This window comes from Paraprevotella clara YIT 11840 (assembly GCF_000233955.1).
Classification (GTDB): Bacteria; Bacteroidota; Bacteroidia; order Bacteroidales; family Bacteroidaceae; genus Paraprevotella; species Paraprevotella clara.
Map to the genome: position 1 here is coordinate 93,946 of NZ_JH376593.1, position 12,315 is coordinate 106,260.

Sequence of the window (12,315 nt, forward strand, 5' to 3'; positions counted from 1 at the left end):
TAAAACACTGTGATTCTGCAATCTACATATCATTCCATCAGGCTCCTCGTTTTAACATTTTTTTCTCAGCCAAACGATTTTTCAATCTCATGAGATTGATTTTTCATTCTGCGCCAAACGATTTCCCGTTTGCCTCATATCGGCAAAACGCCTTCGGCAAAGGCATTTATCCTCCTGCAAAAACAGTCCCTTTTATCAAAATTATGGAAAACATCAACAGACAGCCCCTGCTTCAAGAGCCAACTCCCGGCAAGCCTTACGGTCTATTTTCCCGTTCCCGGCCACCGGTACGGCGGCCACACGCAAAATATACCGGGGGACATGGTAACGGGGCAGAAGCGCCTTCATCGCGTCAAACAGGCCGACATCATCCATCGGGAAATCACGGATAACCAACAACACCAAAGCCTCGCCCAACCGCCTGTCCGGTACGGAAGTCAAGGCAAAAGGCACGTCGATAAGCTCTTTCAGCCGCCGCTCTTCCTCCTCTATCTGAATTTTCACGCCCCCACTGTTTACCACATTGTCCGCACGCCCCACGATCGTGAACGTGCCGTCGGCATGCAGACGCACCACGTCATTCGTCTCCAAATCGGAGGAGCACAATTCCGGTGCATGAATCACCAGCGTACCCCGAGCAGACAGCGACAAACTTACCCCCTCGAAAGGACGATAACCTACCGAAGCCTCCGGCCCGTTAAGTGGACGCAAAGCGACATGCGACAACGTTTCGGTCATGCCGTAAGTGGAATACACCCGGCAGGGCAAGTACTCTAAACGCCGTTCCAATGCCTCGTCCACCGCTCCGCCCCCCACAATGACACAACGCACACGCGACAGACGCTCCCGCTCGTCCGCCTGCTCCAACGTGTGGTAAAGTTGCATCGGCACGACAGACAGGAAATCCACCCGCCCCTCCACGTCGGCCAACGGATGCCCCGACGGACGGCGAACCCATAGATGCAGTCCGGCCACCAAAGCACGCACGACCATCATCTTAGCCCCGATATACTTCAAGTCCATGCACAGCAAAGCCGTGTCGCCCGGACGCAAGCCGAGGAACTCACACGTCCGAACGGCACTACGCATCATCCGCGCTTTTTCCACTCTCATCCGCTTGGGGACACCGGTGGAACCGGAAGTCTGCACTTCCACCGTAGACGCAGGCGAGAACCATTCCGCCAGAAAGGCATAAACGGCCCGCAAAGCCTCATCCTCCTCTTCAACGGACAACGCGGCCAGTTCGTGCAAGTCTGTCGCCGAGAAACGCCTCTCCTCCACGCCGACATGCTGCCATTCAATCTCCGTCTGCCACATACCACAAACAATCTTTCCGGATCTCCAACGGCATCGGCACGTTGTCGGTGAACAACATTCCCGTACCCAATCCCTGCGGCATCCGGGTGTGCCATGTGGCACACCATTGCGCAATGGCATTCAAACCAACGTTCGACTCCAATGCCGAGGTAATCCACCATCCGACGTTCCTCTTTTCCGCCTCTTCTATCCACTCCCGGCAACCGGAAAACCCACCATGCAGCGAGGGTTTCAGCACGATGTACTGCGGATGGAGCGCGTCCAACAGCCTCCGCTTCGCTTCAAGGCTGCAATGTCCTATCAGCTCCTCGTCGAAAGCGATGGGCAAGGGCGAAACCGAAGTCAGTCCGGCCATTTCGTCCCATTGCCCGGCCCGTATGGGCTGCTCGATGGAATGCAAATCGAATTCGGCCAACCGTTTCAGTTTGTCCAAGGCTTCCGCAGGAGCAAAAGCCCCGTTGGCATCCACCCGGAGTTCCACCTCGCGAGCCGGAAAATGCCGACGGATGAAACGCAACAAGTCCAGTTCCTCCTCGAGACCGATGGCACCGATTTTCAACTTGACACAACGGAAGCCGGCTTCCAACTTTTCCCTGATTTGCCTGTACATGGCATCATGGTCGCCCATCCATATCAACCCGTTGATGCAGATACCCTCTTCACCGCGCGAAAAGGGCGTATCCCACAAGGCATACGTCCCTCGTTCGAGATGGCGCAAAGCCGTCTCCAACCCAAACAGCATGGAGGGGTATTCCCTCCACCGTTCCGTATCGACCTGCCCCGTACGAGCCACCTCCGCGCATATCCCGCGCAACACGCCTTCGTAATCCGGCAAATCGTCTACACTCAACTGCGGCAAGGGAGCGCATTCGCCCCATCCCTCACGTCCCGGACAGGCTGCGGATGCCACCCTGACGTACCACGACCGTCGCTCCGTATACACTCCCCGCGACGTGCCCGCCGGCTTTTTGAAATGGAAAAGCCGGGGGAGAATATCTATCCTGTACGACGGAATCATAATTCGCCGACTTCTGCCACGGAAAGTCCCGTAAGTTCGGCTATATCTTCAGCCGACATGCCTTTCCCTTTCATGCGCAGCGCAATCTGCCGTTGCTTTTCCTTTTCGCCTTCGGCACGTCCCTCGGCAAGCCCCTTGGCAAGTCCTCCATCCCAAGCTTCCTTCATGCGCCTTTCTTCCCGTTCCTTGGCATAAGCCTCCACCGCCAAGTGGTCGCGGTAAATCTTGATGCTCTCGTCATACTTCATCCTGTCCTCCTTGGAAAGAGCCGCAATGTCCACAATCTTTTCCAATTTTTCAAACACTGATTTCCTTGCCTTGAACGGCAATCTTTGCAATGTATCCATATTCTTCAACACATATATCCATCGTTCAAAATCCGTCTCGCACTCCTGCTCTTCCTTGGTAAAAGAGGGCAATTCCAAAAAGATGAAGCGCAACTTGTCAGAAAACGCCTCATGCGTCTCCCTGTCCGAAAGGACGATATCCGTACGCAACTTATGTGAACCGGAATCCAAGCAAAAGTTCATGAAAAACACACCATACACGGCCTTGAGCCGGAACTGCCAATCCGCCCCGCGCTCGCCCTGACGCGCCACGGCACGCGACAAATAGTACAACGCCCTTTCGCGAAAATTCACTTGCGGGCGGTTTTGCATTTCCACGATGAACTGCTCGCCCGACTCATTCGTGCAATACACGTCGTAAATCACACCTCGGTCTTGGGCAAAGGCGGGCAACACTTCCTTGTCCAGAAAACGGATGTCCACAATATGCTTCTCCCCCTCCAACAGTCCGTTCAGGAAGTCTATCAGCAAATCCTTATTGATTTCCTGACCGAAAATACGTTTGAAACCCACGTCCGTAAACGGGTTGATGAACCTTGCCATATCCTGCTATTTTTACAGTCCCTCTTGCAAACTTACGAAAAAAAGCCGTCCATCCATGTCACCGTGCTGCAAAAAGACCTCATTTTAAGAGAAAATATGCAAAAATACAGCCGGGACAAAGGATTCCTTGCCCCGGCTGCCCAAAAGACTTTTTTAGAAAACTAATCTAAACCATGCCATGTGCCCGTCGCCATCATATTCCATGGACACCTTTCCCATACCAGTCCAACCGTCTTCCGACTCTTCCATACGCATTTCCGCTTTCATTCAGGCACTAAAGGAATGACTCACTCCAATTTCTGGAAAGTAAACAGCAAACCGTCCACCCGTAATTCACCATTAACTAACGTACCGATGGTACCATCCGTGATATACACCTTATTGCCATCAAGCACATAAGTGTAAGTCCTCACATTTTCCGCCACGAAAGACACCGTCTTTCCTGAAATAGTTTCCGTATGAAACGCACCGGACTTATGGCCTATGTAGCAATTCGTCGTAAAACTTTCTACGGTATTAGCATTCAGGAAACGGTATGAAACGGCTCCTCCTGTAAAACCGTCTTCATCGGCATTGTCTTCTTCCACCGCTTCTCTCGCCATATCACGAAGGTCTGTCAACGGCAACCAATATCCTATGACGCCTCCGCCACCTGTTTCATCATCGTCCTTATCGCAAGAAGAAAAAAACACCAACCCCAATAACAGGCACAGTATGAATCCCGGCAACTGCCATAATTTGAAACTTTTCATATCCATCACATTTTATCTTTTAATTAATCATTTATCGGCCACCGGGCGTATGGCTCCCCCGAGACAACAGTCCATCCCGTCTGTCGGTCCAGGCTCACCACCAGTTTCTCCCAATCCATAAACCAATAGATTACCATAAGAATACTGCTCAAACGTGCCTGTCCAATAAACGCTAAGCCCATTGGTAAGGACTGTTGACCCTATCCGCCGCCCACACAAAGGGAAAAAGAGCTTGTTCCCGTTGGGAGCAATGAACAGCAGCCCTTCCACATTATTATACAGAACCGTTTTCACGAGACAATCTTCCACCAAGTCATCCATTTCTTTCCGCGTGGGCATGCGCAAGCGGCCTTGCGATTTCACGTAAGCAATGTCCAACTCCGTACCGCTTATCTCCTTCGGAGGATTCACCCCGGCATAATACTCATAACATCCGGGAGCAGGCACATAAAAGTCATAAGTATCAATAATCCCTTGGTACTTGACAGTGCCCGTAGGATCGCCCCATCCGCACAAAACGCCGGTCTGCTCCGGTGAAGACGCATCCCAATTACACGAGGCCCATTTCACCCGACCTCCCATATCTACCAGTTCGCCAGCCGTAGGCACATCGATACCATCGTCAGCAGGCTTCATCGTGAATGTTTTCGTATTGCCATATTCATAAGCCCCGTCTTTCTCAAAATATGCCCTGTAATAATAGGTCGTATTCGGTGTCAAACCTTCCAGAGTCGTTTTGAAATCTCCTGTCTCCGACATACCTACCTGTACTTTCACTACCCCTTCATTGCCGGCTTCCGGTGATTTCGATGTCCCGTAAACAAAACCATAAGCATATACCTCAGGCACTGTCCCGGTTATGGTGCACGTCCCGGAAACCTCCACTGTGGTGGAAGATAATCCCGAATAGGGTTGTGTCAGGATCGTCACGGAATACGCATCCTTGTCACCGTTGCCGCCGCCCGTCCCGCCGTTATCATCGTCGCTACACGATACAAAAAACATCATGCCCAAAATCCACATCCAAACCGGACATTTAAAACATAACTTTTTCATTTTTTTTAATTTAATGTTGTTCTCGAATTCAGTTTACCATGCAAAGATAGGCAAATCGAGAAGATGAAACGGAAATGGATAGTTCCAAGAAGTTGACAGAAATATTGCCATTTGATTAACATCCCTATTCCGTTCCGGAACTAAAAGGAAGGGAAAAATTTACGTCACACTTCATCTCCTGTGAAAGGTCTCCGAAAAAATCATGATGAAGAATACAAGAAATACGCCACAACAAAGAGATATCAATATTTTCTTTGCCGAATATTTTATATACGTTAGGCCGTGTGCAACACAACTGTCTTGCAAACCATGTCACCGTACGCCCTTGCTCGTGAAGCGTGCAAGCTATAAGCTGTCCGATATGCAGCATACCCCTCTTTATTCATCCGGACTCCCAACGGACATGTTAAATCCAACATAAGAACTGCCTGTATATAGAAAAGGCGTAGGAATCTTACCTTTGCCCGTTCCGAGTTCCAAGGCCTTCGCATGCCCACCTGTCAAGAACGAGCAACGCAGAAAGCCCACGCCGATATGTATACGGCATGTCCTTTCCCCGAAAGGAAGGGACAGTACGTAAATATACATACCACGAGGACGTTACCGGTTGCCATCTGTTCTTTCGACAGGTCAAAAGGTGCGAAGTTCTGAAACCCGAAAGCCAGACGCTTGTAAACGTCTTCTCCATATATAATGCACATATCCTTGCCCACCCTTGGGCTTTCTGCGGAAATGTACAAGGCAAATATAGGAAAAAATGATGAATACTGATGTTCTCCATTCATTTTTTCTTCTTTTTGCAGTATCCGAACTTATCTAAACCTATTGGTCAGTAAAAGGTGATAAACGAGTGATGAAGAAATTCTCCTATTGAAAATCAGAAGAAATACACTACTATGTATTGCATAGTACCAATATAATACATATCTTTGCATAGAACAAAGGGACACACCGGCCGGACGTCTCCTTACTTAAACGTTAAAAGCCTATGAACGTAGACAATGCAAAATCACAAATGCGGAAAGGAATGCTGGAATATTGCGTCATGCTGTTGCTGCGCAAGGAACCGTCATACGCCTCCGACATCATCACACGGCTGAAGGAAGCCGATTTGATTGTCGTGGAAGGCACGCTCTATCCGCTGCTCACCCGCCTGAAAAAGGACGGACTGCTGAGTTATGAATGGCGCGAATCCACTCAGGGACCTCCGCGTAAATATTATGCCCTGACGCTCGACGGCGAAACCTTCCTGGCCGGACTGGACTGTGCCTGGAATGAGCTTTCCGCCACCGTGGGACACCTGAAATCGGAAAGCCCCATAAGGCTGCCTTTACAGGGAAAAGACTGAATCCTTAACTTTTAAATTCGAAAGCTTTATGAAAAAGAATATCACCATCAACCTGTTCGGTTCGCTGTATGCCATCGACGAAGATGCCTACGAACTGCTCAACCAATACCAGAACAACATGCGCCGTTACTTCTCCCGTAAAGAAGGAGGCGAAGAAATCGCAGAAGACATCGAACGCCGCATAGCCGAACTTTTCGACGAACTTAAAGCATCCGGCGTAGAAGCCATTACCATCGAACATGTGAGGGACATCATCTCACGCATCGGTAATCCGGAAGAAATGGACGGCACCGAAACGGAAACGACTGCCGACGAAACGGATGATGCCCCAAAGGAAAGCGAACGCAAAGAAAACGTACATAAAAAACTGTTCCGCAATCCGGACGACAAAATGTTGGGTGGCGTCACCTCCGGATTGGCCTGCTATTTCGGTATCGACCCGCTGTGGCTCCGTCTGCTCATGATATTATTTGCTTGGTTCTCTCTCGGCACTTCCATTATCATCTATCTCATCCTGTGGATCATCATTCCGGAGGCGTGGACTCCCGAAGACCGCCTGCGCATGCAGGGCCGTCCCGTCAACATGGAGAACCTGCGCGACGAAATCATGGACGGCGCACGCAAAGCCGGACAGTATGCTTCGGCCCCGAAAACCCAAAAGACGGTACGGGGATGCCTGACCGTCCTGTTAGACATTGTGACGGCTATATTCAAAGGTTTCCTTTTCCTCGTCGTAGGCGGTATCCTCCTCTTCGTTACAATCATGTTAATCGCCATCCTCATCGGGTTTTGCCTGTATTGCTTTTCCGCTTTTACGGGTGGAGTGAGCGACGGAGTGTTCAGTTCGCCTGCCGAACAGTCTTTCTTCAATGCATTGATCAACGGCAGCCTCCGCCAAGGCATCTATTGGACGGCATTGATAAGTTCCATCACCCTGCTTATCCTCACTTTGTATATCGGTACACATTCCATCCTGCGCATGGCGGGACGCATACAACCCATGACTTTACCCAAACGGTTGGCCCTCATCGGAGGATGGATTATCACAGCCGTAATCTTTATCGCTTCGATGATCCAAAGCAGCATTTCCTACGACTGGTACATACGGGACTACAGAGAGGAGCAAAGAATCCGTAACGATTCCCTCGAACATCAAAGGCAATTAAGCTATTTAGAACACGAAGGTTGGAAAGTCGTCCGGCACAAAGAGTGCGGAAACAACTACGTGAAAAGCGGAGAATATTATACGGGCAACAGGGACGTGCAGTATATAGACGCATGGAACTTCAACCGGAAAATGGAATATGAGGTAGAACGAACCGTTCATGTGACACCGGGTATTTACCGTCTGGAAGCCGCCGCACGAACGGACGGACAAGGCTGTGAGATTTTTGCCTGTCATGATAACCGTGAACGGAAGGCTAGCGTCCCCGTATATGGAAACCAAGGCGGGGAAATCTGGCAGGATGCCCAACGACAGCAGACGAGCGGAAACATTACGCTCGGCATGTGGAAAGACATTACCGAAGCCAATAAAGGAAGAGGTTACGGCTGGAGTATAGTAAGGATAGACAGTATCGTGACGCACGACGGCACAATCCGTTACGGTGTAACGAATATCCGTAGCGGAAAATGGGATGGTGCGTGGTTCTCGGCCACGGATTTCAAACTGGAAAAGACCGGCGACCTGCCCAAACGACACAAACCGCTCACTCCGCACAAATCCACCCGCCGTTCATAGAAAAAGTTCCCTGATATGAGTTCGGTCCTTCACAGGATACCTCATATCAGGGAACTTACACAATATTAACCTAATTTCTACTGTACTTATTCTTCATGGAAACCAGAAAAAGGCGTGTTTCTCCATCCTGGTTCGTCTCCGAGTCCGGACTTTTGAAACGCATGGCAAAGATAGGATAATCCTTCTCTTCTATAGGTGACAGATAAACACAAAAAATGAGACATTTTCATCCAAATGCAATCCATGCACCATTTCTACCTGTTTTTGACGCTCTTTTTATCCTGAATTTCCGAAAGGACAGCATACGCAAGAAGTTACCAAATCTCGTCCCATATATTGCGGTTGCTTAACTGCTCCGCATCCGTGTATTCGTCGTGGATACCCATCGAACCGGGAGACCCACAAAGCATGTCTTGCTGCTGCAACGCCATCACGCTGACCGCAGGAGTTGAATATTTCTTTTTTTCCATATCGTTTGTTATTTTAAGATTTTCTTCCCGTTTACAATATAAATTCCTTTCGACAAACCGTCCAAGGCTTCTGAGGCCTTCACTCCGGAGCGCACGAGTACACCGGAAATAGTGTAGACATCCACCCGGACATCTTCTGCCGCAAGAGCCGTATCGGTGATTCCCGTAGTACCGAAATCAAGTGCAAGGAAGTTGACCTCTTGCGCCTCGTTTTCAGGTAGAGCCAGATATGCCTTGTTTGCCCCGTTCATGATGGAAGAACCACCCTCAACAGCAAAGTAGAAGCCAAGTCCCTTTTCGCCATCGGCCAGTTTGTAGTATTTGTAACCTGCGTCAGCGATGGTCGCCGCTTCTATCGTACCATCCAACAGGTTATTTTCCGGACTGGCCACGTTGGCCACGCTGTACTCAGCCTTATAATCTCCAACCGCACCTTTCAAAATGACACCGGTACGCCCCGGCACGGTACTGCCTGCCGGATAACGCCAATCCACAGCCACGGTAGCAGCATCTTCATTCGTCACCACGCCGCCAGTCAGCCCCTCAGGCACAGTAAAGGCATTGGCAGAATAATAAGTGGACATGCCTGCGTCAGACACGCTGATGGACTGTGAAGCCGCTTCGGGGGCACCAATGTAGTACAAGCGGAAGTTATCGGCTTCCCAATGTTGTCCATTGCCAGCGACTATAGCTTCACCCTTCACTCCTAAATAAAGGACACCCCCGCTTACTGTCATCTGTAGTTCCGTAGTAGAACCGTCATTGTCCCCAGTAGCAGCACTATAAAGCGACTCATTGCCATTAAAATCGGCAAACTTCATGTTCACATTGTCCAACGAAGCATATAAATTCACATTAGCAGCGTCACGAGTGCAATAAGTAGCGGCTTTCAATAAATAAGTGCCATCCGGCAAATTGACCATACCATCTTCTGTCCCACCTATTTTAGTATAATAATGAGCTCTACCTACATTATTACTTTCATTGGCCGACCAACTATAAGACCACAGTGCGGCATCGCCTTTTCCCTCCGTGGTAACCTGAGGATTAGTATATTCCCCAAGTGCGGCCACAACCCATCCGTCCAAAGTCTTCATGTCCTCTACCGTCTGGTAGATATTCGGATTCCTGATGAAGCTGGTCAGGTCGATGGGAGACTCAGCCGATGCTTTGGCCAAGAATTCCACCGTCATCGCATCTCGGCAAGCTAAATTCAAGGCTGCCACGTCGGCCACCACTCTTTCATAGGTTAAAGCCGCATCATCCAAATCACTCACGACTTGTTTGTATGCTTCCGTCCCGTCAAGCCCCGTTATTGCGTCAGCCAATGCCCTGGCCTTGTCCAAAGGATATATCATCCCCCTCCAAAGTTCGGCATTCTCAACTTGAGCTGCAAGCTTTCCCGTATGGGCAGAAGCCTGTTCCTGCATCGCCGACATCGACGTTTCTTTCAGTGCCTTTTCTGCCTCAGCAATACCTTGAGCCAAAGCTTCCTTCCCTGCCGTAGACAAGACATAGGTACCGTCCTCCACCTTTGCATAAAACGACTTGGCTGTTTCCACGGCATTTACCAAGGCTTCCACGTCGGCTTGCACGGCCCGGGCGGCAGACATGGCATCGGACACGGCTTTCTGCGCAGCCTCCACGCCGTCGCCCGAAGCATCCTTGTTTTCATCATATACCGTTTGCAACTCTCCGGCGATGGCGGTTGCCCCTGAAGCCATGAAGTCGCCGATGAGCACCTTTAGCATCCCTAATGCGCTTTGGAATATCTCGGAAGCATCCGCCTCGCCCAAATACGTCAGGCGGAAAGTATCGAAAGCAGTCCAATCCTTTCCGACATGCGCCTCTTTCTTCACGCCTATCCGCAACGTGCCGTCCATCACTACCGTACGGACTTCATTCCCCGCATAACGCCCTGCAAGAAAGGCATCTGCCGCCTGATCCATATTATTAGGAATACCATTTCCATCATCTGCCAACAACTGAAGCGGAGCCTCGTCCGCATTGGCATATAAAACGGCATTTCGCGCTCCTGCGGCATCTACATTGCCTCCCGGACGATAATACCCTTGGCAAGACACCAGATAAAGCCCGTTCTTCACTCCCGTCAGGACTTGGTACACATCGAAGTTTTCATTATCGTATGCTTCCGTACAGGAATTTGTAGACTTCGCAGCCCTTTCAGGCCCGATGAGCGTCAATGTGCCGCCGATATGGCTTTCCTGCCAATCGCTCGGTTGTGACCGGTCGAAATTCGCCCCCGTGACATAAAAGGTCGCGTCTACCCCCGCCTCTTCCGTGGCCTTTTCCAAGGCACGGATACGCTGTTCCTTAGATACCAATATCCATTGGTAGTTGTCTGGTTCTTCCGTCCTGCTCAAAACGGTTCCCGAACCTGCATAATACAAATAACGGCCATTGCCGAACAAAGAAAACTCATAAACATCGTCTTCCGGATTCAAATCCGTGAAATCATACCCGTTCTTGTCCTTGTCGATATAGTCATCTTTCAAATATTTATCGGACATGGTCTTGATGGCATATTTGCCGTCGGGCATCGCTTCCAACGTGCATAACAAGCCGGGCTGACCCAACGAAGCCTGCGTGCCCCAAGTGTTCGCTCCAAGCAAAAAACCACCTCCGGCCTTATTATAAAGGTAAAACTCCCCACCTTCGACGGGCAACGGTTCGCCTACCCACGGCGACACATCTCCTTGCGCCCGCACGCCGTCTGCGGCGGCACAAGCCAACAGCATGGCCACCAACGGCCTGCATTTCCCCTTTAACCTAAAAAAGGGAACAAAGAAACTGGTAATTTCTTTTTTCATGTTTAAAAGTTTTAAGGTTCAATGTTTTCCATCGTGCCGCCACCGAACCTGTTAATGGAGGCACGCACTTCCACAAAGGACAGACCCGGACGGCCTTTCCCTTTCGATGTTACAAAATTATACTCTTCTCTTTCCTTAGGATGCGACAAAAAATAACAAGATATGGGGCGTATTTTACCAAATGGCATTTTAAGGGTATGCCGGGTATATTTGGGGGACATGACCGGAACGGTGGAAGAGGGACAGCCTTGAGGTTCACCGACATCAGGCGCGGCGTAGCAAAATGACAAAAAGTCAACCACGCAGAAGCATGGCTGGCTTATCCGCGTCCTTCACGGACGGCCACGACAAATACGCGATTCTCGCGGCGTTTGCAGGAAGCAGGGTGCAAGCTGCCACGGACATCCTGCTGCCTTTTTGGCAGCAGACGAATGGATACCCAGTGCAGACAGACAGGAAATACGTAAGCCCAGAGAGCGTTCCACCTTACAAAAAGACATTACGGTTTTGTACCCCTTTTCTTTCTAAATAGTGAAAACGGAGGCGTTTCCCGCGGGCATCATCTCCGTTTTCAAACGCTTTTTTCTCCGGCAAGCGCATGCCGTCCGCACGCCTTGCGGAGAAAAAATATGTTTTCTCAGCCGGATGATTTCCGTTTCTAAGCCAAACGATTCGCCTTTTCGCTTAACAATCGTGAAAAATCGGCCTTGAAAGCTAAAAAATGTATCCGAAAACGCCCCTGTTCGCTCCTGTTTCCGCTTTTTACACGGAAGCCCGTGCCTCCCCGCATCGGCCTTTTCCTTTCATTTTGCACATAAAACGAGGGGAAAGGATACCAAAACGGCAAAAGGGAGAAAACATGCAACCTTCAACGTTCCTGTCAAGGAAACGG

General features: G+C 50.1%; 10 protein-coding genes. 2 read left to right on the plus strand and 8 right to left on the minus strand.

Annotated elements, in window-relative coordinates:
- Positions 1-213 precede the first annotated feature (213 nt).
- From HMPREF9441_RS05385 to HMPREF9441_RS19030, 6 genes are all read right to left on the minus strand, one after another.
- Positions 214-1,317 (minus strand): AMP-binding protein, encoded by a 1,104-nt coding sequence (locus tag HMPREF9441_RS05385; RefSeq protein ID WP_008618887.1) that lies wholly within the window; start codon positions 1,315-1,317, stop codon positions 214-216.
- Positions 1,298-2,335, minus strand: coding sequence for an o-succinylbenzoate synthase (locus tag HMPREF9441_RS05390; protein ID WP_008618889.1), 1,038 nt, complete (start codon positions 2,333-2,335; stop codon positions 1,298-1,300). The genes HMPREF9441_RS05385 and HMPREF9441_RS05390 overlap by 20 nt, the downstream gene beginning before the upstream one ends.
- On the minus strand, positions 2,332-3,225 hold the full coding sequence (locus HMPREF9441_RS05395; protein WP_008618891.1) for an Rpn family recombination-promoting nuclease/putative transposase: 894 nt from the start codon (positions 3,223-3,225) through the stop codon (positions 2,332-2,334). The genes HMPREF9441_RS05390 and HMPREF9441_RS05395 overlap by 4 nt, the downstream gene beginning before the upstream one ends.
- Before the next feature lie 287 nt (positions 3,226-3,512).
- Positions 3,513-3,977 carry a hypothetical protein gene (locus HMPREF9441_RS05400; protein ID WP_021981394.1) on the minus strand — a complete coding sequence of 155 codons (465 nt, stop codon included), beginning with the start codon at positions 3,975-3,977 and terminating at the stop codon, positions 3,513-3,515.
- A 27-nt stretch (positions 3,978-4,004) separates the two neighbouring features.
- Entirely contained in the window at positions 4,005-5,033 is a 1,029-nt protein-coding gene (locus tag HMPREF9441_RS05405) for a hypothetical protein (protein WP_009391981.1), read from the minus strand.
- Between the two features lie 124 nt (positions 5,034-5,157).
- Complete coding sequence (locus HMPREF9441_RS19030; RefSeq protein WP_008618897.1) at positions 5,158-5,403, minus strand: hypothetical protein; 246 nt, start codon at positions 5,401-5,403, stop codon at positions 5,158-5,160.
- A 618-nt stretch (positions 5,404-6,021) separates the two neighbouring features.
- Here HMPREF9441_RS19030 and HMPREF9441_RS05420 point away from each other — a divergent pair.
- Complete coding sequence (locus HMPREF9441_RS05420) at positions 6,022-6,381, plus strand: PadR family transcriptional regulator (protein ID WP_008618901.1); 360 nt, start codon at positions 6,022-6,024, stop codon at positions 6,379-6,381.
- 28 nt (positions 6,382-6,409) lie between these two features.
- The gene (locus HMPREF9441_RS05425; RefSeq protein ID WP_008618902.1) at positions 6,410-8,122 is read left to right on the plus strand and encodes a PspC domain-containing protein; all 1,713 of its coding nucleotides are present in this window, start codon (positions 6,410-6,412) and stop codon (positions 8,120-8,122) included.
- A 314-nt stretch (positions 8,123-8,436) separates the two neighbouring features.
- On the opposite strand, the gene HMPREF9441_RS18595 is transcribed toward HMPREF9441_RS05425, so the two are convergent.
- Together HMPREF9441_RS18595 and HMPREF9441_RS05430 are read right to left on the minus strand one after the other, a co-directional pair.
- Positions 8,437-8,592 carry a hypothetical protein gene (locus HMPREF9441_RS18595; protein ID WP_008618904.1) on the minus strand — a complete coding sequence of 52 codons (156 nt, stop codon included), beginning with the start codon at positions 8,590-8,592 and terminating at the stop codon, positions 8,437-8,439.
- A gap of 8 nt (positions 8,593-8,600) precedes the next feature.
- On the minus strand, positions 8,601-11,423 hold the full coding sequence (locus HMPREF9441_RS05430; RefSeq protein WP_008618905.1) for a T9SS type A sorting domain-containing protein: 2,823 nt from the start codon (positions 11,421-11,423) through the stop codon (positions 8,601-8,603).
- Between the last annotated feature and the right edge of the window lie 892 nt (positions 11,424-12,315).

What these genes read in the sequence shown, in the direction of transcription:
- HMPREF9441_RS05385 (WP_008618887.1), bottom strand. Translation starts at nt 1,317, where the DNA reads ATGTGGCAGACGGAGATTGAATGGCAGCATGTCGGCGTGGAGGAGAGG.
- HMPREF9441_RS05390 (WP_008618889.1), bottom strand. Translation starts at nt 2,335, where the DNA reads ATGATTCCGTCGTACAGGATAGATATTCTCCCCCGGCTTTTCCATTTC.
- HMPREF9441_RS05395 (WP_008618891.1), bottom strand. Translation starts at nt 3,225, where the DNA reads ATGGCAAGGTTCATCAACCCGTTTACGGACGTGGGTTTCAAACGTATT.
- HMPREF9441_RS05400 (WP_021981394.1), bottom strand. Translation starts at nt 3,977, where the DNA reads ATGAAAAGTTTCAAATTATGGCAGTTGCCGGGATTCATACTGTGCCTG.
- HMPREF9441_RS05405 (WP_009391981.1), bottom strand. Translation starts at nt 5,033, where the DNA reads ATGAAAAAGTTATGTTTTAAATGTCCGGTTTGGATGTGGATTTTGGGC.
- HMPREF9441_RS19030 (WP_008618897.1), bottom strand. Translation starts at nt 5,403, where the DNA reads ATGCTGCATATCGGACAGCTTATAGCTTGCACGCTTCACGAGCAAGGG.
- HMPREF9441_RS05420 (WP_008618901.1), top strand. Translation starts at nt 6,022, where the DNA reads ATGAACGTAGACAATGCAAAATCACAAATGCGGAAAGGAATGCTGGAA.
- HMPREF9441_RS05425 (WP_008618902.1), top strand. Translation starts at nt 6,410, where the DNA reads ATGAAAAAGAATATCACCATCAACCTGTTCGGTTCGCTGTATGCCATC.
- HMPREF9441_RS18595 (WP_008618904.1), bottom strand. Translation starts at nt 8,592, where the DNA reads ATGGAAAAAAAGAAATATTCAACTCCTGCGGTCAGCGTGATGGCGTTG.
- HMPREF9441_RS05430 (WP_008618905.1), bottom strand. Translation starts at nt 11,423, where the DNA reads ATGAAAAAAGAAATTACCAGTTTCTTTGTTCCCTTTTTTAGGTTAAAG.